Origin of the sequence: Rhizobium sp. BR 317, assembly GCF_047445835.1 — a bacterium.
GTDB classification, from domain to species: Bacteria; Pseudomonadota; Alphaproteobacteria; order Rhizobiales; family Rhizobiaceae; genus Rhizobium; species Rhizobium paranaense.
In genome coordinates this window covers 21,420-43,992 of the sequence record NZ_JARWLB010000002.1, presented here as the reverse complement: position 1 = coordinate 43,992, position 22,573 = coordinate 21,420, and the positions used below count along the sequence as shown (strand labels likewise).

Here is a 22,573-nt window from a genome sequence, read left to right as displayed (position 1 = left end):
CGTAGGATAGGGCACGGACATAGAGTTCGTGAATGAAAACATGAATGTCAGGCGGTTTCGAACGCTATTCATTTCTGACGTGCACCTCGGCTCGAAAGCAGCCAAGGCGGACTATCTGATCGATTTTCTGCGCCATCACGAAGCGGACACCATCTTTCTTGTCGGCGACATCGTCGACGGCTGGCGGCTGAAGCGCACCTGGTACTGGCCGCAGGATTGCAACGACGTGGTGCAGAAGCTGCTGCGTAAAGCGCGCAAGGGCACCCGCATCGTCTATATCCCCGGCAATCACGACGAATTCCTGCGCGATTTCCCCGGCATGCATTTCGGCGGCATCGAAGTGGCGCAGCGGGCGATCCACGAGACCGCTGACGGCAAGAAATACCTCGTCCTGCACGGCGACGAATTCGACGTCGTCGTCCGCAACGCGCGTCTGCTCGCCTATCTCGGCGATTGGGCTTACGATATGGCGATCCTCATCAATGTCGGCCTCGCCGCGGTTCGCCGCCGCCTGAACATGCCCTATTGGTCGTTCTCGGCCTGGGCGAAGCTTCAGGTCAAGCATGCGGTCAACTTCATCGGCGAGTTCCAGCGCGTTGTGGTCGAAGAGGCCAAGCGCAACGATGCCGACGGCGTCATCTGCGGCCACATCCATCACGCCATCATCGAGGATTTCGATGGCATCCGGTATATCAACACCGGCGACTGGGTCGAAAGCTGCACGGCGATCGCCGAGCATGAAGACGGCACTTTCGAGCTGATCACCTGGCAGACGATCACCGAGGTACAGCCGGTCGGCGCCGCCATCGAGGATCTGTCGGAAACCCTTGGGGTGCGGGCGGCATAATATGCGCCGCTCACGCATCCGATAACGCGCCGTCACATTTTTTGATCGTCGTTATCTGATTGCAGCCTCATATTTTCCCTGAAACGTTTCGATCGGGCTATTTCTCGCCATAGTCGTATTCACGATGGAGTGATAGGGAGCAATCAGTTTCCCTTCAGGTCTGTCATGATTCCCGCGACAAAATCTCTCCAGGGCGAGGGCGCTCCTCCGCATTTTCGTTTGCGCACCGCCTTGTCCTATTGTGCTCCGTTGCTCGTCAACGGGATCGCCTTGCCGTTTTTCCCCGTCTGGCTGGCGGGACTGAATTTCGGTGACCGCGAGATCGGTCTCATCCTCGCTGTACCGATGGTGGTTCGCGTTCTTGTCGTGCCCATTGTCGGCATCCTGGCCGATCGCGTCGAGGAACGTGCGAATGTGTTGTTCTGGTCGGGCGCACTGTCGCTGCTGACGGCGATCGCGCTTTACTGGACAAGCGATTTCTGGCCGGTTCTGCTGGTCTACGGCATTCAGGGGGCGACATACGCGCCTTACTTACCCGTCGTGGAATCGATCGCCATTTCCGGCGTGCGGCGCTGGCGTTTCGATTATGGCTCGATGCGCGTATGGGGATCGATTGCTTTCATCTTCTCGACCCTTATCGGCGGTCAGATGATCCAGAAATGGGGTGGCAGCATGGTTCTGCCCAGCATGGTCGGCGGCTTTTTCCTGACGACGGTGATGGCCTTCTTCTGTCCGCGCATTGGACCGACACGCCGGCGCAATCAGCCGATCAACCTGCAGGCGCCGACCGGCGGCGGGCTGCGCTCACCGCAGTTGTTGATCACCATGATCGGTGTGTCGGTGCAGCAGTCCAGCCATGCCGTGCTGTATACCTTCGCGTCGATCTATTGGCGGACGCTCGGTTTTTCCGGCACGCAGATCGCCGTCCTCTGGAGCATAGGGGTCGCGGCGGAGGTCATGGTCTTCTTCATGTCGAAGATGCTGAGCCGTCGTTTCAGCGCCTGGACGCTGATTTTCTTCGGCTCAAGCATGTGTGTCCTGCGCTGGATATTGTTTCCGATCAACTTCGGTTTCATCGGCTATTTCGTGCTGCAGTGCTTTCATTCCTGCACCTATGCCTGCGTCCATACCGGCATTCAGCGCCGTATCGTCGCCTCGGTGCAGGAAGCCCAGGAGGCTTCCGCCCAGGGCTCTTATTTCTTTTATAACGGCATGTTTCTCGGGCTTATGACGCTTGCTTCCGGCTATCTCTACGCGTGGCTCGGTGTTTCCAGCTATTATGTCATGGCCGGTGTTGCAGCTTTCGGCCTCGCCATGGTGGTGCTTGCCCGCAATCTTCAGCCCCACAGTTCCGGGTTTGGCGAAAGGGCGGGCGAGGCCTCCTGAAGGCGGGCAAAACGAATTCATTTGGATATCAAAATGCTATGGCATATTTTGACATCGGCGCGGCATGGAAATCGCCTATGCACTCGGATATTAACCATTACCGTCGAGCTGGGATTCCTGAGTCGGCGATTGTGACGCAAGATCTGAAAGACGCATGAGTTTGAAAGCAGCCGAACAAAGCCCCGATGCACCGAGGATCGATGACGAGCCTGATGGCAACGGGCATCGCTATCGGCTGGAAGGCAATTGGCGTAGTGCCAATGTGCACGGCGTGTTGCGGCAGATCGATCAGCTTACGAAACAGCATGGCGGCGATCATGTGGTGATCGATCTCTCTGATCTCTCCGATGTCGACACCGCGGGGGCGCTGCTGATCCGTCGCCTGAAGGAGAGCCAGGAAGCGCACGGCGTTACGGTCAGCATCGACGGCTCCAATCCCCATATCGATGAGCTGCTTACCGCCTTTACCGAAGACCCGAACCAGGAGGCGGCGGAGCCCAAGCCAAAGAAATCGCTCGCGGAACGGATTTTCGCACCGATCGGCGAAAGCGTTTACGAGATATGGGGCAATCTCGTCGCGGCCATGTACATACTCGGTTCGGCGGTGCGCGGCGCGCAGCTCAAGTTCGGGCGCGGCAGCGGTGTTTCGCCGGCTTCGATCGTCAATCAGATCGACCATATGGCGGTGCGCGCCGTGCCGATCATCCTGCTGATGTCCTTTCTGATCGGTGCGATCATCGCGCAGCAAGGCGCATTCCAGCTTCGCTATTTCGGCGCCGAAATCTTCGTCGTCGATCTCGTCGGTATCCTGCAATTGCGCGAAATCGGCGTGCTGCTGACCGCCATCATGATCGCCGGCCGTTCAGGCAGCGCCATTACTGCCGAAATCGGCTCGATGAAGATGCGCGAAGAGGTCGACGCCCTGAAGGTCATGGGTCTGAACCCGGTCGGCGTTCTGATCTTCCCCCGGCTGGTGGCATTGACCGTCGCGTTGCCGCTGTTGACCATCCTTGCCAATTTCGCCTCGCTTGGCGGCGCGGCTGTGGTCGCCTGGGCCTATTCCGGCATCACCTTCGCCACTTTCGTTTCGCGCCTGCACGAGGCGATCAGTCTCTCCACCGTCATCTCGGGCATGATCAAGGCGCCGTTCATGGCGCTGGTCATTGGCATCGTTGCTGCGGTCGAAGGGCTGAAGGTGGGTGGCAGCGCCGAATCGCTTGGCCAGCATGTGACGCAGTCCGTTGTGAAATCGATTTTCGTGGTGATCCTGATGGACGGGCTGTTTGCGATGTTCTACGCAGCGATCGATTTCTGAGGGCCGGCAAGGATGAGCGCGCTTCACTCGGAAATCCCGTTGGACAAGGATGAGCAGGGCAGAGATATCGTACTCTCCGCGCAGGACGTGACCGTCGCTTTCGGATCGAAAGTAGTGCTCGACAAGTTGAACCTCAATATCTATCGCGGCGAAATCCTGGGTTTCGTCGGCGCTTCCGGCGCAGGTAAGTCGGTGCTGCTGCGCACAGTGCTGCGGTTGCTGCCGCGCCGTTCCGGCAAGATCGAGATCCTCGGCGAAGACTATGACAAGCTCTCGGAGCCGGAGCGCAACAGGCTGGATATGCGCCTGGGCGTGCTGTTCCAGCAGGGCGCGCTGTTTTCCTCGCTGACGGTGAAGGAGAACATCCAGGTACCGATGCGGGAATATCTCGATCTGCCGCAGGCCCTGATGGACGAGCTGGCACATCTGAAGATCCGCATGGTTGGCCTGGCCGCCGATGCTGCCGATAAATATCCGTCCGAGCTTTCCGGCGGCATGATCAAACGCGCCGCCCTTGCCAGGGCCCTGGCCCTCGACCCAGATCTCGTTTTCCTGGACGAGCCGACATCCGGCCTTGATCCGATCGGTGCAGCGGAATTCGACGAGCTGATCGCCAAGTTGCGCGACACGCTCGGCCTGACGGTCTATATGGTGACTCACGACCTCGACAGCCTGTTTTCCGTTTGCGACCGTATTGCCGTTCTCGGACAGAAGCGGGTATTGGTGGAGGGAACGGTTGAAGACATGCTGGCCTGCGACGACCCTTGGGTGCAGTCCTATTTCCGGGGCAAACGTGCGCGATCAATCGTGCCGCGGGAGGACATAGGGAATCGCAACGACGACAATGGCGCTGGCGCCAACAGCCGCAAGAAGTAACTGGAACAATGGAAACCAAAGCCAACTACACGATCGTCGGGTTCTTCACGCTGCTGGTCATCGCAGCCGCCTTCGGCTTTGTCTATTGGATGGCGGAATATGGCCGCGGCGGTCCGATGGCCGAGCTGGTCGTTCGCATTCCTGGTTCGGCAAACGGCCTCAGCGTCGGCTCGCCCGTCCGCTTCAATGGCATTCAGGTCGGCTCCGTGCAGGGGCTTTCGATCGATGCCGATGATCCGAACTATTCGCTGGCCTTTACCGAAGTGCGCGCCGACGCGCCGGTCTATACGTCCACCAAGGCCATTCTGGAAATCCAGGGCCTGACGGGTGCGGCCTATATCGAGCTTTCCGGCGGTCGCAATGGCGACGAGAACATCCTCAAGCGGTCGATCGAAACCGGTAAGCGGGCAGTATTGCTCGCCGACCAGTCGAGCGTGACAAACCTGCTTGCTACCGCCGACAAGATCCTGAACCGCGCCAACGACACAATTGGCGACGTCCAGGGCTTCATCTCCGACTCCCGAGGGCCGCTGACCGATACGGTGCGCAACGCGCAGAAGTTCTCAAAGGCGCTGGCTGACAATTCCGACAATATCGACAAGTTCCTCGCCAGCGTCGGACAGCTCTCCGATACCATCAAGAGCGTATCGCCTCGTGTCGAATCGACGCTGGATGCGATCGAGAAGCTGGTGCGCGCCGTCGATGCGAACAAGATCAATGACGTCGTCAACAATGCCGACAAGATCACCGCCAATGTGGCTGACGCGACGACCGATCTGAAGGGGACGATCGCATCCTTCAAGAAGACCGCCGATACCTATACGACCTTCGGCGAGAATGCACAAAAGACCCTGGACCGCGTCGATGCGATCATAGCGCAGATCGATCCCAACAAGGTGAAGGGTTCGATGGACGATATCGCCGAGGTGACCAAGGACGCCAGAAAGGCCGTGATATCTATCCGCGATGTTGCCAATTCGGTTGCGGCTCATCAGCAGGATATCGATCAGACGATTGCCAATGCCAAGGATATTTCCAACAAGCTGAATTCCGCCTCCAACAAGGTCGACGGCATTCTCACCAAGGTCGACTCGCTGCTCGGCTCCGGCGATACGAAGTCGCTGTTTGCGGAGGCAAGGGACACGCTCCAATCCTTCAAGACGATGGCGGACAATCTCAACGCCCGGATCGGGCCGATCGCCGACAACCTGCAGAAGTTCTCGAGCGGCGGCCTGCGCGACGTGCAGTCTCTCGTCAACGATATGCGAGGCACGGTTAATAACCTTAACAATACAATCACTAACTTCGACCGCAATCCGCAGCGCCTGATTTTCGGCGGCGATACCGTCAAGCAATATGACGGCCGGGCGAGGCGTTAATGAAAAGCAATTTTTGGGCTGCAAGGGATAGGCTGACTATGGTTGGTTGCGTTTCGGGTGAGCGTTTTCAAGTGAATCGAAAGGCAGCGATCGTTCTGCCGCTGCTTGCAGCTTTACTTAGCGGTTGCGGTTCAGCCGCCGTCAATGACACGTATGATCTCACGGCCGCGGTCAAGGCGAGCGGCCCGTCGATGAAGCGCCGGCAGATTCTGATCCCGCTGCCGACCGCGCTGCAGCCGCTCGACAGCAATCAGATCGTGATCCGCGTTTCGCCCCGGGAGATTCAGTATCTCGGCAAGTCGCAGTGGAGCGACAAGCTGAGCCGGATAGTGCAGTCGAAGCTGGTCGAAGCCTTCGAAAACACCGGCAAGCTCGGCGGCGTCGGCGTGCCGGGGCAGGGGCTGGCGATCGACTATCAGATCGTCACGGATATCAGGTCCTTTGAGATCGATACGGCGGCGGGCCAGAAATCGGCTGCTGTCGAAATCTCGGTTAAGATTCTCAACGACCGCTCGGGCACGGTCAAGGCGCAGAATGTCTTTCGCAAGGTCGTGCCGGTCAGCGGCGGCAGCAATCCGGATTTCGTTCGAGGGCTCGACACGGCCTTTGCCGGCGTGACGGCCGAACTCGTCGATTGGACGCTGCGCTCGATTTAGAGCAAATCCAGGTAAGGTTCGAAGCAGTTTTCGTACCGAAGTTGCTAAAGGACCGAGCCGTCTATCGCTCCATCAGGGACTTCAACGTGCCAAGGTCCTTCTCGATGTGCGCTGCGTCTGCGGTGAATTGCTCGTCGGTCATTCCCGGCAATCTTAGCAGCGTGAACATGACCTCGCAGCCATCGCCATTCGGCACGACGCGGAGCGCGTTTTGAACCTTCAAGCCGGATTCGATTGTTACCGTATGATCGATGACGCCGAATTCGTTGCGAGGCGCGAAGCTGACGCGGACGGTGCCGAGAATGCCCTTGGCAACCCAATCCTCGCCATCCTGCTCCAAACCCGATGCGAGTCCGGAGGCCCAGAGCGGCATGTTTTCCGGACGGCCGGCAAAGCCGTAAACTTCCTTCCAAGGGCGATCGATGGAGATATGAACGATCTTTGCGGTCATGGTCGACATGGATACCTCCTCCTGTATATTTGTCCTTTGTGAATTACCGAATTGGGCACGGACCGGCTCAATGGAAAGGCCGGTTCTTGAAGAATCCTGGGGCATTCTTGCACGGTCCTGCAATGGAGACGATTCGAGGCCGGCAAAGGCTTGCCGTTTCACGCCCGGAGTGCAACAACATCGGCTAACGCAGAGCCTGAAAATCGGAGTCAGTTTTTTCGGGTTATGTGTCATTTCAAAGTGTTATTGCGTCCTTTGCCCGTGTTCAGGCCGTGCAGCGCAGTACGCAGCCCATTGGAGGATTGTCGTGGAAAAGGCAGAAATCGGACTGATCGGTCTCGCTGTCATGGGATCGAATCTGGCGCTCAACATTGCCGAAAAGGGCAATAAAATCGCGGTGTTCAACCGCACGCCGCAGGTGACGGATGAGTTCTATGCGAACGCCGGTGCGCTGAAAGACAAGATCATTCCCTGCAAGACGATCGAGGAGTTCGTCGAAGCGATCCGTCCGCCGCGGCCGATCATCATCATGATCAAGGCCGGCGAGCCGGTCGACCAGCAGATGGCGGCGTTGCAGCCGTATCTCGACAAGGGCGACATCATGATCGACGCTGGCAACGCCAATTTCCGCGATACGATTTCGCGCTTCGACCGTCTGAAGGATACCGGCCTGACCTTCATCGGCATGGGTGTTTCGGGTGGTGAGGAAGGCGCGCGTCATGGTCCGTCGATCATGGTCGGCGGCACGGAAGAATCCTACAAGCGCGTCGAGAAGGTGCTGACTTCGATCGCCGCGAAGTACAAGGACGATCCGTGCGTCGCCTGGCTGGGCAATGACGGCGCCGGTCATTTCGTCAAGACGATCCATAACGGCATCGAATATGCCGACATGCAGATGATCGCCGAGATCTACGGCATCCTGCGCGACGGCCTCGGCAAGAGCGCCGCAGAGATCAGTGGCATCTTCGGCGAATGGAACAAGGGCCGGCTGAACTCCTACCTGATCGAGATCACCGAGAAGGTTCTGGCCGCCAAGGACCCGGCGACCGGCAATGCCATGCCCGACGTCATCCTCGACAAGGCGGGCCAGAAGGGCACCGGCAAATGGTCTGCCATCGAGGCTCAGAACATGGGCATCCCGGCAACCGCTATCGAAGCCGCTGTCGCAGCTCGTAGCCTGTCGGCCATCAAGGGGCAGCGCGAAGCCGCCCAGGAGATTTTCGGCACGCCGGATTATAAGTTCCCGATCGGCTTTGGTCCCGATTTGCTGAAGGATCTGGAGCTGGCACTCTTTGCCGCCAAGATCGGTGCCTATGCACAGGGCTTTGCCGTGATGGCGGAAGCCTCGAAGGAGTTCAACTGGTCGCTGCCGATGCCGGTCATCGCCAAGATCTGGCGCGCGGGCTGCATCATCCGTTCGCAGTTCCTCGATGAAATCACCAGCGCCTTCACCAAGGCGCCGGATGCCGCCAACCTCATCGTGACGCCGGCCTTCGCCGCCATGGTCAAGGAATCGATCCCGTCGCTGCGCCGCATTGTTTCTGCGGCCACGGCTTCCGGCCTGCCGGTTCCGGCTCTGGCTTCGGCGCTGACCTATTTCGACGCCTACCGCCAAGCTCGCGGCACTGCGAACCTCATTCAGGCGCAACGCGACTTCTTCGGCGCCCATGGTTTTGACCGCGTCGATGGCAAGGACATCCATCACGGCCCGTGGGGCAGCGGCGCGAACGGCTGATCCGCCGCTTCGGATTGAAGAGACTAAAGGAAAGGCCCGCCGGACATTTTCGGCGGGCCTTTTTCTTGTGAAGGTCAGCTTCGTTAGCTCTTTGGCCAGACAGGCGGGCTGATACTTTGCAGCAACTCGGGCTCGACGCCGTCTATGCGCGCAATGACCGCCTTACCCAGTTCCCGACCGGCTTGGCGAAAATCTTCGAGGATCGAGATGATTTCCGGGCGTATCCAGCTCAGCACATCCGTCGATTGCTTGGCGACCATATCGATATCGTGGCCGAGACGGAAACCTGCCGCTTCGAGGCCGGCATTGACGGCGATGGCGCCGGCGCTGCTGGAACAGACGAAGCCGTCAGGCGCATGGGGGGAACGCATCAGTTCCTCGACCGTATCCTTGATTTCGGAAAGCGTCGTGTCGGTACTGGCTCTCAGCGGAACCTCCTGGGCGTTGCATTCGCGCAGTCCCGTTTGAAAGCCGATCTGGGTGTGCAGGTAATAGGTGAGTTTGCCCGGCGGCTGCAAAAGCGCGATCCGCCGCCGCCCCTTGGCGACCAGGGCACGCACCGCCTCGCGCGCAAAAGCCTCGTTGTCGAAGTCGTGAAAAGGGTGGGAAATTCCCATATTCGTGCGCCCATGTGTCGCGAAAGGCATCCCGCGCTCGTGCATGAGTTCCACACGCGGATCGTCCGGCTCCGTGCGTGAGATGATGACGCCATCGGCCGAGCCGGTGTCCAGAATATAGCGCACGGGGACCAGCGGGTCCTTGCTATGCGAGTGCGGCGTAATGACAAGATGATATTGCGTACCGGCCAGAACCTCGGAAATGCCGAAGACCATCTGACTGGTGAAGCCCATGATTTCTTCGTCGATGCTGAGTACCAGGGCGATAACGTTGGTCTTCCCGGTCCTGAGACGCACGCCGGCACGATTGGGCTGATACCCCAATTGCCGGGCGACCATGCGCACGCGCTCCTTGGTCTCGGCGCCGATGTCAGGAGCATCTTTCAAGGCGCGTGAGACGGTGGTTATTCCGAGCCCGGTCATGAAGGCGATCGTCTTGAGCGTCGGTCGCTCGTGGGCGGATTGCGTGCCGCCGCCGGAAATCTTCTTACTGTCCATGTCCTGCAATGCTGCCTCCCGCGACCATCCGCTTATATTGCCTGCCGTAGCGCTGCAAGCATATGCGCGATGTGGTCACTCCTCCCTCGTCTCGAAAATCTGTAACGATACAGTAGAAAAGTCGAGCGCTTTTTCTGACGTCGATAGAGCCGGTATACCCGGCAGTTGAATCCACAGGTCCTGCCGAAAATTTTGCAAGTGCGAAAGGCAATTGAAAGGAGCTGGTGAATGATGATGAAAATAACGAAATATAATCAATAAATTAAATTGCTTCGTCACCCGGAAATGATGAGATGAATAGTCGGGCACTTTGGCTTATTTAGGAGAAGGAATGTAATCTTAAGTGGTATATTTGAGCTTGCTGAAAAATTTTGCGGGCGGGCGGTTGCGCGTTGAAAATGATTAGACTACGTTTTTCCGGTAACGTTTCAGTGAGGGAGGAGAACTCATGAATATTCGTTTGATGGCCGTTGCACTGGCTGCTTCCGTCGCGTTGCCGCTTGGTGCGGCCAAGGCAACTGACCTTGAAGTAACGCATTGGTGGACGTCCGGTGGTGAAGCTGCCGCCGTGGCCGAATTGGCAAAGGCGTTCGACGCGACCGGCAATCACTGGGTCGATGGTGCGATTGCCGGCTCGGGCAGCACTGCGCGTCCGATCATGGTCAGCCGCATCACCGGCGGCGACCCGATGGGTGCCACCCAATTCAACCATGGACGTCAGGCCGAGGAGCTTGTGCAGGCCGGTCTCATGCGCGATCTGACCGATGTCGCAACGCAGGAGCATTGGAAGGACATTATCCGTCCGTCGAGCCTGCTCGATTCCTGCACGATCAACGGCAAGATCTATTGCGCACCGGTCAATATTCACTCCTGGCAGTGGCTCTGGCTTTCGAATGCCGCCTTCAAGAAGGCCGGCGTTCCGGTTCCGAAGAATTGGGATKAATTTGTCGCCGCCGCTCCCGCGCTGGAGAAGGCAGGCATCGTTCCGCTCGCTGTAGGCGGTCAGCCCTGGCAGGCAACCGGTGCCTTCGACGTGCTGATGGTCGCGATCGCCGGCAAGGACACCTACCAGAAAGTATTCGGCGACAGGGATGCCAAAGTAGCGGCCGGTCCGGAAATCGCGAAGGTCTTCAAGGCCGCCGACGACGCCCGCAAGATGTCCAAGGGCTCCAACGTTCAGGATTGGAACCAGGCGACGAACATGGTCATCACCGGCAAGGCCGGCGGCCAGATCATGGGCGACTGGGCGCAGGGCGAATTTGCCCTCGCAGGGCAAAAGGCCGGCACGGACTACACCTGCCTTCCGGGTCTCGGTGTCAACGAAATCATCTCGACGGGCGGTGACGCATTCTACTTCCCGCTGCTGAAGGACGAGGCGAAGTCGAAGGCTCAGGAAGCTCTCGCCAAGACGCTTCTCGATCCGAAGACCCAGGTTGCCTTCAATCTCAAGAAGGGCTCGTTGCCCGTGCGTGGCGATGTGGACCTCGCAGCGGCGAACGACTGCATGAAGAAGGGCCTGGAGATTCTGAAGAAGGGCAATGTGATCCAGGGTACGGACCAACTTCTCTCTGCCGATACGCAGAAGCAGAAAGAAGATCTGTTCTCCGAGTTCTTCGCCAGTCCTTCGATGACGCCGGAAGCGGCGCAGAAGCGCTTCGTCGAGATCATCTCTGCGGCCGATTGATCCCAATCTTCTCGCTGTAGTGATACCGGCCCCTTGTGGGTCGGTATCACGGTCGGGACGCATCATGTTACCCGGCTAATTACAGCGCTTCTTATAGGCGGCCGGCCCACACGGATGTGACGGTCGACCGCCGATGAGGAGGGAGCGGCAGGAGCTGCGGTCATTGACCAGTTCCTGATCACCGAAGCAGTCGCGCTTCAGGAGGAGGCACAATGACGGGTCAAGCGAAAGCCGGCCGGCCAAATCAATATCTGCGCAATCTGAATTCGAAGATTGCATCCATTCCAATGATCCTTACGGCTGTCGTCATCTTTTTGGGCGGCACGATCTGGACGGTCGTTTATTCCTTCACCAATTCGAAGCTGCTGCCACGTCTCAGCTTCGTCGGACTGGATCAATACTACCGCCTGTGGGCAGCACCTCGGTGGGTCGTGTCCATTGAAAATCTCGCGGTTTACGGCATCTTTTCGTTGATCTTCAGTCTCGTCATCGGCTTCGTGCTGGCTGCGCTGATGGACCAGAAGATCCGGTTCGAAAATACCTTCCGCACGATTTTCCTTTATCCCTTCGCCCTCTCCTTCATCGTCACCGGCCTCGTCTGGCAGTGGCTGCTCAATCCCGAATTCGGCATCCAGTCGGTGGTGCGTTCGCTCGGTTGGACCACCTTCACCTTCGATCCGCTCTATACGCCGAGCATCGTCATCTACGGCGTGCTGATCGCTGCGCTCTGGCAGGGAACGGGCCTTGTGATGTGCTTGATGCTCGCCGGCCTGCGCGGCATCGATGAAGACATCTGGAAAGCAGCGCGCGTCGATGGGATCCCCATGTGGAAGACCTATCTGTTCATTGTCATTCCGATGATGCGCCCGGTCTTCATCACCACGCTGGTCATCATCGCCAGCGGTATCGTCAAGGTCTACGACCTTGTCGTCGCGCAAACGAGCGGCGGACCTGGCATCGCTTCGGAAGTCCCGGCGAAATACGTCTACGACTACATGTTCCAGGCGCAGAACCTCGGTCAGGGGTTTGCAGCCTCCACCATGATGCTGGTGACCGTCGCTATCGTCATTATCCCCTGGGCCTATCTGGAATTCGGCGGAGGGCGCAACCGTGTCTGATACAATCACTCTTAAGAATGCGAACAGCGGCGCCGTTGCGACTGACAAGGCGCTCTCGGAACCGCAGGGTGCAAAGCCGCGCCGCGCGATTTCCGGCCGCAACATCATGCTCTACGGCACGCTCTTCGTTGCCGCCACCTACTATCTGCTGCCGCTTTATGTGATGATCGTTACATCCCTGAAGGGCATGCCGGAAATCCGGCTTGGCAACATCTTCGCACCGCCGCTGGAGATCACGTTCGAACCCTGGGTGAAAGCCTGGGCAACGGCTTGCACCGGTCTCAATTGCGACGGTCTTTCCCGCGGGTTCTGGAATTCCGTACGCATCACCGTGCCGTCCACGATCTTTTCGATCGCAGTCGCTTCAGTCAATGGTTATGCGCTTGCCAACTGGCGGTTCAAGGGCGCGGATTTCTTCTTCGCGATCCTCATCGTCGGCGCGTTCATCCCCTATCAGGTGATGATCTATCCGATCGTCATCGTGCTGCGCGAAATCGGGATCTACGGCACGCTCAGCGGACTGATCCTGGTGCACTGCATCTTCGGCATGCCGATCCTGACCTTGCTGTTCCGCAATTATTTCGCATCGCTGCCCGTGGAGCTTTTCAAGGCTGCGCGTATCGACGGGGCGGGTTTCTGGCAGATTTTCCTGCAGATCATGCTGCCCATGTCGCTGCCGATCTTCGTCGTTGCCATGATCCTGCAGATTACGGGCATCTGGAACGACTTCCTGTTCGGCGTCGTCTTCACCAGGCCGGAGTATTACCCGATGACTGTGCAGCTCAACAATATCGTCAATTCTGTCCAGGGTGTGAAGGAATACAACGTCAACATGGCTGCAACGATCCTGACGGGTCTTGTTCCATTGGTCGTTTATTTCGTGTCGGGACGGCTTTTCGTTMGCGGCATTGCCGCCGGCGCCGTGAAGGGGTGATCCATGACCAGCAGCGTTTCCATCAAAGACCTGTCGCTTGATTTCGGCGCGGTCACGGTTCTGAAAAACCTCAACCTCGAGATCAACGACGGCGAATTCCTCGTGCTGCTCGGCTCGTCCGGCTGTGGCAAGTCGACATTGCTCAACTGCATCGCCGGCCTGCTGGACATCACCGAAGGCAAGATCTTCATCAAGGGCAAGAACGTCACCTGGGAAGAGCCCAAGGATCGCGGCATCGGCATGGTGTTCCAATCCTATGCGCTCTATCCGCAGATGACGGTTGAAAAGAACCTTTCCTTTGGGCTGCGCGTCGCCAAGCTGCCGCAGGCGGAGATCGACAAGCGCATCGCGCGGGCCGCTGAGATCTTGCAGATCCAGCCGCTCTTGAAGCGCAAGCCGGCCGAGCTTTCGGGTGGCCAGCGCCAGCGCGTAGCGATCGGCCGTGCCCTGGTGCGCGATGTCGACGTGTTCCTGTTCGATGAGCCCTTGTCGAACCTCGATGCCAAGCTGCGTTCGGAACTGCGCGTCGAAATCAAGCGTCTGCACCAGTCGCTGAAKAACACGATGATCTATGTCACCCACGACCAGATCGAGGCGCTGACGCTTGCCGACCGCATCGCCATCATGAAGAGCGGCATCATCCAGCAGCTCGACGATCCGGCAACGATCTACAACAGGCCGCGCAATCTCTTCGTTGCCGGCTTCATCGGATCGCCGTCGATGAATTTCCTGCATGGCGAGCTGGTGAGCCGCGAGGGCAAGATAGCCTTCGCCACCAATGATGTGATTTTCTCGCTCGCTGGCTATGATGCCGGCGAGGCATTGGAGCCGGGCCGTAAGGTCATTCTCGGGGTTCGGCCCGAGCACATCAAGGTGAACGAGGATCTGGGTCCCGATACGGAGGTGCACAATGCGACCGTCGATATCGAAGAGCCGATGGGTGCCGATAACCTGCTTTGGCTCAAGCACGCTGGCCACACCATGTCGGTGCGTATCAACGGGGCGCGGCGCTTCAGCGCGGGTGCGCGTGTGAAGCTCGGCTTCGATATGTCGCTCGCCTCGCTCTTCGACGCTGAGACAGAGCTCAGAATATAATCACATGAATGGAGGCGGCTTTTGTCGCCTCCATATGCAGCGGTTCTGGAGGTCCGATGTCGTCTTCACTTAATGGCACTTTTTTTGTCGATCTGGCTGGTCAGTGGCGGCTCACCTCGCCGGACAGCGATCATTCCATCTCCATGCCCGTGCCGGGCGACGTCCATACCGCCCTTCATGCCGCAGACGTCATTCCGGATCCCTATTTCGGCCGCAACGAAGAGGTGGTGCAGTGGGTCGCAAAGCAAGATTGGCAAGTCGAACGTAGCTTTACGCTCGATGATGCAGAAGGCGACTGGTATCTCGACATCGACTATCTGGACACGGTCGCGAGCGTTTATGTCAACGATACGCTCGTCCTCGAAGGCGACAATTGCTTCCAGCGCTACCGCCCAGATGTCTCCAAGGCACTGAAGACGGGCCAGAATACCGTCCGCATCGTGCTGCATTCGAGCATCAAGGCGGGTGCGGAACTTCAGGCAAAGCAGCCGTTCTACATTCCCTACAGCACCGCCAATTCGCCAATCCCGAACGGCAACATGCTGCGCAAGCCGCAATGCCATTTCGGCTGGGACTGGAATATCGCTGTCGCACCGCTCGGCCTCTACGGCACGGTTGCGCTGAAGAAGCTCGAGACTGCCCGCATCGAGAATGTAGTGACCCGCCAGGTGCACAATACCGACGGCTCGGTCGACCTGATGGTGACTGTGGCGCTGTTCGCAAGGGGCATCGGCGTAGCCCAAGTCTATTTCTCGCTCGGCGATGAACGTGTGCGGCTCGACATCGGCGTCAATGCCGGCGAGACCTCGGTGACGCATGTCCTCCATATCGACAAGCCAAAGCTCTGGTGGCCGGCTGGCAGCGGCGAACAGGCTCTTTACATGCTCTCCGTCGAGACCAATTCCGAGACGGTGACCCGGCAGATCGGTCTGCGCACCGTCGAGCTGATCACGGACGAGGATGAAGCGGGCAGCCGTTTTGCACTCAAGGTCAACGGACGCGAAATCTTCGCCCGCGGCGCCAACTGGATTCCGGCAGATGCGCTGTTTTCACGTTCAAGCCCTGCTTTGACCGAGGACCTGTTGCAGTCGGCCGCTGCAGCCAACATGAACATCATCCGCATTTGGGGCGGCGGTTTTTACGAACATGACTGGTTCTACGATATCTGCGACCGCCTGGGTCTGATGATCTGGCAGGACTTCATGTTCGCCTGCAATCTTTATCCCTCGACCGGCGATTTCCTGGGGAATGTTGAAGCGGAGGTCGGCTATCAGGTCAAGCGCCTGGCGACGCACCCGTCGATCGTGCTCTGGTGCGGCGACAATGAGCTCGTGGGGGCGCTCACCTGGTTCGAGGAATCCCGCAGGGATCGCGACCGCTATCTTGTTTCCTACGATCGCCTGAATCGGACGATCGAGCAGGCGATGAAGAAAGCTGCGCCGGACGCGATCTGGTGGCCGTCGAGCCCGGCGTCCGGCTATCTCAATTTCGGCGACGCCTGGCATGCCGACGGCTCCGGCGACATGCATTACTGGTCGGTCTGGCACGAGAACAAGTCCTTCGACAATTACCGTTCCGTGCGCCCGCGCTTCTGCTCGGAATTCGGTTTCCAGTCCTACACGTCGCTGCCTGTCATCAAGACCTATGCCGCCGCCAAGGATATGAATATCGCGTCGCCGGTGATGGAACTGCACCAGAAGAATGCCGGCGGCAACGAGCGCATCGCCGGCACGATGTTCCGCTATTTCCGCTTCCCGAAGGACTTTCCGAATTTCGTCTACCTGAGCCAGGTGCAGCAGGGCCTCGCCATCAAGACGGCGGTGGAATATTGGCGGTCGCTCAAGCCGCATTGCATGGGCACCATCTATTGGCAGCTCAATGACACTTGGCCGGTGGCTTCCTGGTCGAGCCTCGATTACGGCGGGCGTTGGAAGGCGATGCATTATCTCGTGCGCCGCTTCTTCCAGCCGGTTTCGGTCGCAGCCATTCCCTCCGAGGACAACCAGACCATCCGCTTCTCGCTCGTCAATGACACCAATGCCGATGTCACCGTCGACATTGCCGTGTCGCTGCTCAAGCTCGATGGCGAGCGCGTGCCGCTGACGAAGGCTCATGCGGTCTGCACGCCGGATGCGGCCGTCACCGCGCTGTCGATCGACGTATCTCAGGTGCCGGCCGATTGCCTGTTGGCGTGGCATTTCACCGCATCGAACGGAATGGGCGGCGAGGGGCACTATGTTCACGGCACCTACAAGGCTTTGGAGCTTCAACCCGCAGGTCTTACCGTGCAACGGGAGGAGATCGAGGAGGACGGCACGTTGCAGCTCACCGTGACGGCGAAGGGATTGGCGCTGTTCGTGATGATCGAAAGCGAGACGGAAGGGCGTTACTCCGACAACGCCTTCGATCTTGCCGCCGGTGAGAGCCGCCGCATCGTCTTCACGCCGGCTAAACCGCTTGCCGGCAGCGTTCCCGACTTCCGCTTCTACGATTTGCAGTCCAGCCAATCGGTGGACTGAGATACCAGCCGCCTTTCGGTGGCGACTTACGGGCCGCAGGCCCAAAACAGACGGCCGCGAGGCCATTGGAGGAAATATCGATGACGAAACTTGGATTCCAGCTTTATAGCGCCCGCAATTTTCAGCCTTATTCGGATATCCTCGCAAAGCTCGGCAAGGCCGGTTATGCGGAAGTCGAAGGTTTTGGCGGCATCTATTCCGATCTGGACGAAGCTGGTTTGAAGAGCCTGCGTGCCGAGCTCGACAAGAACGGCCTGGCCATGGCGAGCGGCCATTTCAGCCCGGATTTCCTTGATGGGCAGGTGCAGAAATCGCTGACCGTTGCCAAGGTCCTCGGCATGGATTCGATCTATGCGCCGCACTTGGCCGCCGATCAGCGCCCGAAGGATGCTGCCGGCTGGCTCGCTTTCGGCAAGCGTCTGCATGAGATGAGCAAGCCCTACAAGGATGCCGGCTTCGAGTTCGGTTGGCACAATCACGACTTCGAATTCGTCAAACAGGCCGATGGCTCGCTGCCGATCGAACAGATCTTCGAAGGCGCTCCGGATATCTCCTGGGAAGCTGATATTGCCTGGGTCGTCCGCGGCGGCGCAGATCCCTTCGCATGGATCGAAAAGCTCGGCTCGCGCATTTCCTCCGTCCACGTCAAGGACATCGCCCCGGCTGGCGAAAACAAGGATGAAGACGGCTGGGCCGACCTCGGTCACGGCACTGTCCCGTGGCCGAAGCTGATTAAGGCGCTCGCCGGCACCAAGGCAAAGCACTATGTGCTCGAGCACGACAATCCGAGCGATATCGATCGCTTGATCACCCGTTCCATCGCATCCTTCAAGACCTACTGAGGCATTCCACATGACTAAGGAACTTGGCGTCGGCATCATCGGATGCGGCAATATCTCAACCACCTATTTCAAGCTTTCTCCGCTCTTCAAGGGCCTGAAAGTGCTCGCCTGCGCTGATATCAACATGGACGCGGCGCGCCTGCGCGCCGAGGAATATCAGGTGAAGGCGCAAACGATCGACGAACTGCTCGCCAATGACGAGCTCGACGTCATCGTCAACCTGACGATCCCGGATGCGCATTTCCCGGTTTCCAAGCGCATCCTGGAGGCCGGAAAGCACGTCTACTCCGAAAAGCCGCTGGTGCTGACGCTGGAGCAGGGCGAAGAGCTGCGCCGTATCGCCAAGGAAAAGGGGCTTGCCGTCGGCTGCGCTMCAGACACCTTCCTCGGCGGCGCCCATCAGCTCGCTCGCAAGTTCATCGACGACGGCGGCATCGGCCGTATTACCTCGGGCGCCTGCTATGTCATGAGCCCGGGCATGGAAATGTGGCATCCGAACCCGGACTTTTTCTTCCTGCCGGGCGGCGGTCCGATCCTTGATCTCGGCCCCTATTACGTCGCCAACCTCATCAACCTGATCGGCCCGGTCAAGCGTGTCGGCGCCATGACGTCGATGGCGTCGGAAACCCGTACCATCACCAGCGAGCCGCGCAGCGGCGAGGTCATCCCGGTGAAGACGCCGACGACGATCCAGGCGCTGCTGGAATTCGTCAGCGGCGCAACGGTGACATTGACGGCAAGCTGGGATGTCTGGTCGCATCGCCATGCCAATATGGAACTCTACGGCACCGAAGGTTCGCTCTACGTGCCCGATCCAAACTTCTTCGGCGGCACGGTCGAAGCCAGCGGCCGCAGCAAGGACATCAAGCCAATCGATGAATGGGCGCATCCTTTCGGCATTATCAATCAGGAGAGCCCGAACGGCGCACGAGCCAACTACCGCACGGCAGGCCTTGCCGACATGGCGGCAGCACTGATCGAGGGCCGCGATGCCCGCTGCTCGCTCGACCGTACGCTGCACGGTGTCGATGTCATGACCTCGATCCTGAAATCGGGTGCGGAGAACCGTTTCATCGATCTGACCACGACCTGCACGCAGCCGGCCGCACTTGGCATCGAAGAGGCGCAGGAGCTCTTGAAGTGAGCGCGGGAAAAGCTAGTTTGCGCGCGGGTAATTAGCCCGCGCGTTTTTCATCACAGAGGAATTGGAACTATGGCTTGGCAACCGGCATCCGATCGCTATGCGAACATGAAATACAACAGAACAGGCCGCTCCGGTCTGAAGCTGCCGGCGGTTTCGCTAGGGCTCTGGCACAATTTCGGCGGTGATACCCCGCATGATCGCAAGGTCGACATGTGCCGCACCGCTTTCGATCTCGGCATCACCCATTTCGACCTCGCCAACAATTACGGTCCGCCTCCCGGCAGCGCCGAAACCGCCTTTGGCGAAATTCTGCGCACCGATTTCGCCGGCCTGCGCGACGAGCTGATCATTTCCTCCAAGGCCGGCTACGACATGTGGCCGGGTCCCTATGGCGAATGGGGCAGCCGCAAATACCTGATCGCTTCCTGCGACCAGAGCCTGAAGCGCATGGGTCTCGACTATGTCGATATCTTCTATTCGCATCGCTTCGATCCGGATACGCCGCTGGAAGAGACCTGCGGTGCGCTCGATCATATCGTTCGTTCGGGCAGGGCGCTTTATGTCGGTATCTCCTCCTACAATTCGCAGCGCACCCGCGAAGCCGCAGCCATTTTGAAGGATCTCGGCACGCCCTGCCTGATCCACCAGCCGAGCTATTCCATGCTCAATCGCTGGGTCGAGGATGACGGCCTTGTGGACGTGCTGGAAGACCTCGGCATCGGCTCGATTGTCTTCTCGCCGCTTGCACAGGGGATGTTGACCACGAAATATCTGGGCGGCATTCCCGAGGACAGCCGCGCTGCCCAGAACCATTTCCTGAAGCGCGACTTCATCCGTCCGTCGATCATCGACAATATCCGCAAGCTCAACGAGATCGCGGAGAAGCGTGGCCAGACGCTGGCGCAAATGGCGATCGCGTGGGTTCTGCGCGGCGGCCGCGTTACCTCCGCACTGATCGGCGCCAGCCGCTCGTCGCAGATCGTCGATTGCGTCAAGGCGCTCGACAATCTCGAATTTACCGCAGGAGAGCTCAAAGAGATCGATGTCTACGCCCGCGAGGCTGACATCAATCTCTGGGCCAAGTCGGCCGAGCGCGAATAAGCATTCAGGACGCCCGGAACCAGCTTCCGGGCGTTTTTCTTTGTCTGCGTCGTGATCGGCAGGCCGTTGCCGGTGGCGTATCCATAGCTGTGCGAACGGCGCATATTGCATGTTCTCTGGAGGAGATGGTTCCATGATCCGCAACCCGATTTTGCCGGGCTTCAACCCCGATCCATCCATCTGCCGCGTGGGCGAGGATTACTACATCGCCACCTCGACCTTCGAATGGTATCCGGGCGTGCAGATCCATCATTCGCGCGATCTGGTGAATTGGACGCTGGTGCGCCGGCCGCTGGAGCGGGCCTCGCAGCTCGACATGCGCGGCGAGCCGGATAGCTGCGGCATCTGGGCGCCATGCCTTTCCTATGCCGATGGCCTGTTCTGGCTGGTCTATACCGACGTCAAACGCTACGATGGCAATTTCAAGGATGCGCATAACTACATCGTGACGTCGCCGACGATCGAGGGCGAATGGTCCGAGCGGTCCTACGTCAACTCATCGGGCTTCGATCCCTCGCTCTTCCATGATGATGACGGCCGCAAATGGTTCGTCAACATGCAGTGGAACCACCGCACCGAGAGCTATGGCGGCTCGCCGAAGACGCCGGCCTTCGACGGTATTCTGCTGCAGGAATGGGATGCGCAGACGAAATCGCTGAAGGGGCCGATCAAGAATATCTTTGCCGGCACCGAACTCGGTTTGGTCGAGGGACCGCATCTCTTCAAGCGGAACGGTTGGTACTATCTGACGACGGCCGAAGGCGGCACGGGCTATGACCATGCCGTCACCATGGCGCGTTCGCGCAATATCGATGGACCCTACGAGCTGCATCCGAACAAGCATCTCATCACCTCGAAGGATCATCCGGAAGCGGCATTGCAGCGGGCAGGGCATGGCCAATATGTCGAAACATCAGATGGCCAGTTCTATCACACGCATCTCTCGGGCCGGCCGCTACCGCCGCATCGCCGCTGCACGCTCGGGCGCGAAACCAGCCTGCAGAAATGCGTCTGGAAGGAAGATGAGTGGCTCTACCTCGAAAACGGCACGGTGGTTCCCGATGTCGAGGTGCAGGGCCTACGCCACGCGCTGCCCATCGAGAAGCCGCGCCGCAGCGGCTACAATTTCGATGGCGCCGAGCTACCGAAGGATTTCCAGTGGTTGCGTACGCCGCAGCCGGAACGCATCTTCAGCCTGACGGAACGGCCCGGTCACCTGCGTCTATTTGCGCGAGAAAGCATCGGCTCCTGGTTCGAACAGGCACTCGTTGCCCGCCGGCAGGAGCATCACAGCTTCCGCGCCGAAACGGTCATCGAGTTTCAGCCCGACACCTATCAGCAGGTCGCTGGCCTGACGCACTACTATAACCGGTTCAAGCTGCACGCGATTGTCGTCACCCTGCACGAAAAACTTGGCCGTTCCGTCACGATCATGACCTGCGGCGGCGATTACCCGAATGGTCGGCTGAGCTTCCCGATCGGAGGCGGCGTCTCCGTTCCGAATGGACGTATCCAGCTTGCCATGGAGGTCCACGACAACGACCTGCAGTTTTTCTGGCAGGCCGAGGGCATGGGAGCATGGCTGGCTATCGGCCCGGTCCTCGACGCTGGCGTCATTTCCGACGAGGGCGGCCGTGGCGAACATGGTTCCTTTACGGGCGCCTTCACCGGCATGTTTGCCTTCGATACGTCAGGCCGGGCAAAGACGGCTGATTTCGATTGGTTTAACTACGACGAGCTGTGAACTGTTTTCGATTTGTCGATCGCTCACCTGCCTGCCTTTGTTCGCAAGGGCGGGCGGGATTGTTTTTGAGCTGCCGCCTGTCACTAAACTTACGTATTTGTTCGATTAACAAATGCTCGCAAACGCATAATTTCTATTACAAAATTGTAACAATCTCTTCAGATTCGCTTCACCTCTTGCAGGATAACTCTGCCCGCAGATAATAAGAAAATAAATTGAGGAAACATTCGATGAAAAAGCTCTTCTCCGTCCTGCTCGCCGCTTCGGTTCTGGCAACCCCGCTGGCGATGGCGTCCGAAGCCAGTGCGGCGCCGGAGAACAAGCAGGCTGTCGTCGTTGAGAAAAATGGCGCCAAGAAGAAAGTTGTCGTCCGCAAGGGCGATTGGGTGAAGGGGCGTCGGCTATCCGCTTCCGATCGCAGCCGCGCGGCCAGCGTCGATTATCGCCGTTATCACCTGTCGGCTCCGCCACGCGGCTATCATTGGGTTCGCATCCACAACAGCTTCCTGCTTGTCGGTATCACCAGCGGTTTGATCTCCAAAGTGCAGGTCGCTCACTGAACTCAGTCTGACATCGGAATGAAAAGGCGGCCCGGCGGGCCGCTCTTTTTGTGACGCATTTTCCCCGTATTT

19 protein-coding genes are annotated in these 22,573 nt (G+C 58.8%); 17 read left to right on the top strand and 2 right to left on the bottom strand.

Annotated features, from left to right (window positions below; all coding sequences use genetic code 11):
- Positions 1-40: 40 nt before the first annotated feature.
- From QD357_RS02790 to QD357_RS02765, 6 genes are all read left to right on the top strand, one after another.
- Entirely contained in the window at positions 41-847 is an 807-nt protein-coding gene (locus tag QD357_RS02790) for a UDP-2,3-diacylglucosamine diphosphatase (protein WP_107108248.1), read from the top strand.
- Between the two features lie 165 nt (positions 848-1,012).
- Complete coding sequence (locus tag QD357_RS02785; protein WP_107108247.1) at positions 1,013-2,233, top strand: MFS transporter; 1,221 nt, start codon at positions 1,013-1,015, stop codon at positions 2,231-2,233.
- 154 nt (positions 2,234-2,387) lie between these two features.
- Entirely contained in the window at positions 2,388-3,548 is a 1,161-nt protein-coding gene (locus QD357_RS02780) for an ABC transporter permease (RefSeq protein ID WP_414124021.1), read from the top strand.
- Positions 3,549-3,560: 12 nt separating this feature from the next.
- Complete coding sequence (locus tag QD357_RS02775) at positions 3,561-4,424, top strand: ABC transporter ATP-binding protein (RefSeq protein ID WP_107108245.1); 864 nt, start codon at positions 3,561-3,563, stop codon at positions 4,422-4,424.
- Between the two features lie 8 nt (positions 4,425-4,432).
- Entirely contained in the window at positions 4,433-5,803 is a 1,371-nt protein-coding gene (locus QD357_RS02770) for an MlaD family protein (RefSeq protein WP_414124020.1), read from the top strand.
- A gap of 38 nt (positions 5,804-5,841) precedes the next feature.
- Positions 5,842-6,459 carry an ABC-type transport auxiliary lipoprotein family protein gene (locus QD357_RS02765; RefSeq protein ID WP_107108243.1) on the top strand — a complete coding sequence of 206 codons (618 nt, stop codon included), beginning with the start codon at positions 5,842-5,844 and terminating at the stop codon, positions 6,457-6,459.
- Between the two features lie 61 nt (positions 6,460-6,520).
- Here the strand turns inward: QD357_RS02765 and QD357_RS02760 are convergent, their stop codons facing one another.
- Positions 6,521-6,919: an SRPBCC family protein gene (locus tag QD357_RS02760; protein WP_107108242.1), complete on the bottom strand. Its 399-nt coding sequence runs from the start codon at positions 6,917-6,919 to the stop codon at positions 6,521-6,523.
- Between the two features lie 298 nt (positions 6,920-7,217).
- Here QD357_RS02760 and gndA point away from each other — a divergent pair, with 298 nt between their 5' ends.
- The gene (gene gndA, locus QD357_RS02755; RefSeq protein ID WP_107108241.1) at positions 7,218-8,645 is read left to right on the top strand and encodes an NADP-dependent phosphogluconate dehydrogenase; all 1,428 of its coding nucleotides are present in this window, start codon (positions 7,218-7,220) and stop codon (positions 8,643-8,645) included.
- 83 nt (positions 8,646-8,728) lie between these two features.
- Here gndA and QD357_RS02750 read toward each other — a convergent pair whose 3' ends face one another.
- A complete protein-coding gene (locus tag QD357_RS02750) occupies positions 8,729-9,760 on the bottom strand; it encodes a LacI family transcriptional regulator (RefSeq protein ID WP_107108533.1) in 1,032 nt (343 codons plus the stop codon).
- Between the two features lie 448 nt (positions 9,761-10,208).
- Here QD357_RS02750 and QD357_RS02745 point away from each other — a divergent pair, with 448 nt between their 5' ends.
- The 10 genes from QD357_RS02745 (at position 10,209) to QD357_RS02700 (ending at position 22,501) form a co-directional block, all read left to right on the top strand.
- Positions 10,209-11,444, top strand: a complete 1,236-nt coding sequence (locus QD357_RS02745; RefSeq protein ID WP_414124019.1) for an ABC transporter substrate-binding protein — start codon at positions 10,209-10,211, stop codon at positions 11,442-11,444.
- A gap of 212 nt (positions 11,445-11,656) precedes the next feature.
- Positions 11,657-12,562 carry a carbohydrate ABC transporter permease gene (locus tag QD357_RS02740; protein ID WP_107108239.1) on the top strand — a complete coding sequence of 302 codons (906 nt, stop codon included), beginning with the start codon at positions 11,657-11,659 and terminating at the stop codon, positions 12,560-12,562.
- The gene (locus QD357_RS02735; RefSeq protein WP_414124018.1) at positions 12,555-13,496 is read left to right on the top strand and encodes a carbohydrate ABC transporter permease; all 942 of its coding nucleotides are present in this window, start codon (positions 12,555-12,557) and stop codon (positions 13,494-13,496) included. Before QD357_RS02740 ends, QD357_RS02735 begins: the two co-directional genes overlap by 8 nt.
- 3 nt (positions 13,497-13,499) lie before the next feature.
- Positions 13,500-14,591 (top strand): ABC transporter ATP-binding protein, encoded by a 1,092-nt coding sequence (locus QD357_RS02730; RefSeq protein ID WP_414124017.1) that lies wholly within the window; start codon positions 13,500-13,502, stop codon positions 14,589-14,591.
- 56 nt (positions 14,592-14,647) lie between these two features.
- Positions 14,648-17,110, top strand: coding sequence for a beta-mannosidase (locus QD357_RS02725; RefSeq protein WP_107108236.1), 2,463 nt, complete (start codon positions 14,648-14,650; stop codon positions 17,108-17,110).
- 80 nt (positions 17,111-17,190) lie between these two features.
- Complete coding sequence (locus tag QD357_RS02720) at positions 17,191-17,952, top strand: sugar phosphate isomerase/epimerase family protein (RefSeq protein ID WP_107108235.1); 762 nt, start codon at positions 17,191-17,193, stop codon at positions 17,950-17,952.
- A 10-nt stretch (positions 17,953-17,962) separates the two neighbouring features.
- Positions 17,963-19,096, top strand: coding sequence for a Gfo/Idh/MocA family protein (locus tag QD357_RS02715; protein ID WP_414124016.1), 1,134 nt, complete (start codon positions 17,963-17,965; stop codon positions 19,094-19,096).
- Between the two features lie 69 nt (positions 19,097-19,165).
- Positions 19,166-20,197: an L-glyceraldehyde 3-phosphate reductase gene (gene mgrA / locus QD357_RS02710; protein WP_107108233.1), complete on the top strand. Its 1,032-nt coding sequence runs from the start codon at positions 19,166-19,168 to the stop codon at positions 20,195-20,197.
- A gap of 133 nt (positions 20,198-20,330) precedes the next feature.
- Positions 20,331-21,941: a glycoside hydrolase family 43 protein gene (locus QD357_RS02705; RefSeq protein ID WP_107108232.1), complete on the top strand. Its 1,611-nt coding sequence runs from the start codon at positions 20,331-20,333 to the stop codon at positions 21,939-21,941.
- A 230-nt stretch (positions 21,942-22,171) separates the two neighbouring features.
- Complete coding sequence (locus QD357_RS02700; protein ID WP_107108231.1) at positions 22,172-22,501, top strand: RcnB family protein; 330 nt, start codon at positions 22,172-22,174, stop codon at positions 22,499-22,501.
- Positions 22,502-22,573 lie beyond the last annotated feature (72 nt).

Coding starts and splice junctions, on each gene's coding strand:
- QD357_RS02790 (WP_107108248.1), top strand. CDS start 41: ATGAATGTCAGGCGGTTTCGAACGCTATTCATTTCTGACGTGCACCTC.
- QD357_RS02785 (WP_107108247.1), top strand. CDS start 1,013: ATGATTCCCGCGACAAAATCTCTCCAGGGCGAGGGCGCTCCTCCGCAT.
- QD357_RS02780 (WP_414124021.1), top strand. CDS start 2,388: ATGAGTTTGAAAGCAGCCGAACAAAGCCCCGATGCACCGAGGATCGAT.
- QD357_RS02775 (WP_107108245.1), top strand. CDS start 3,561: ATGAGCGCGCTTCACTCGGAAATCCCGTTGGACAAGGATGAGCAGGGC.
- QD357_RS02770 (WP_414124020.1), top strand. CDS start 4,433: ATGGAAACCAAAGCCAACTACACGATCGTCGGGTTCTTCACGCTGCTG.
- QD357_RS02765 (WP_107108243.1), top strand. CDS start 5,842: ATGGTTGGTTGCGTTTCGGGTGAGCGTTTTCAAGTGAATCGAAAGGCA.
- QD357_RS02760 (WP_107108242.1), bottom strand. CDS start 6,919: ATGTCGACCATGACCGCAAAGATCGTTCATATCTCCATCGATCGCCCT.
- QD357_RS02750 (WP_107108533.1), bottom strand. CDS start 9,760: ATGGACAGTAAGAAGATTTCCGGCGGCGGCACGCAATCCGCCCACGAG.
- QD357_RS02740 (WP_107108239.1), top strand. CDS start 11,657: ATGACGGGTCAAGCGAAAGCCGGCCGGCCAAATCAATATCTGCGCAAT.
- QD357_RS02725 (WP_107108236.1), top strand. CDS start 14,648: ATGTCGTCTTCACTTAATGGCACTTTTTTTGTCGATCTGGCTGGTCAG.
- QD357_RS02720 (WP_107108235.1), top strand. CDS start 17,191: ATGACGAAACTTGGATTCCAGCTTTATAGCGCCCGCAATTTTCAGCCT.
- mgrA (WP_107108233.1), top strand. CDS start 19,166: ATGGCTTGGCAACCGGCATCCGATCGCTATGCGAACATGAAATACAAC.
- QD357_RS02705 (WP_107108232.1), top strand. CDS start 20,331: ATGATCCGCAACCCGATTTTGCCGGGCTTCAACCCCGATCCATCCATC.
- QD357_RS02700 (WP_107108231.1), top strand. CDS start 22,172: ATGAAAAAGCTCTTCTCCGTCCTGCTCGCCGCTTCGGTTCTGGCAACC.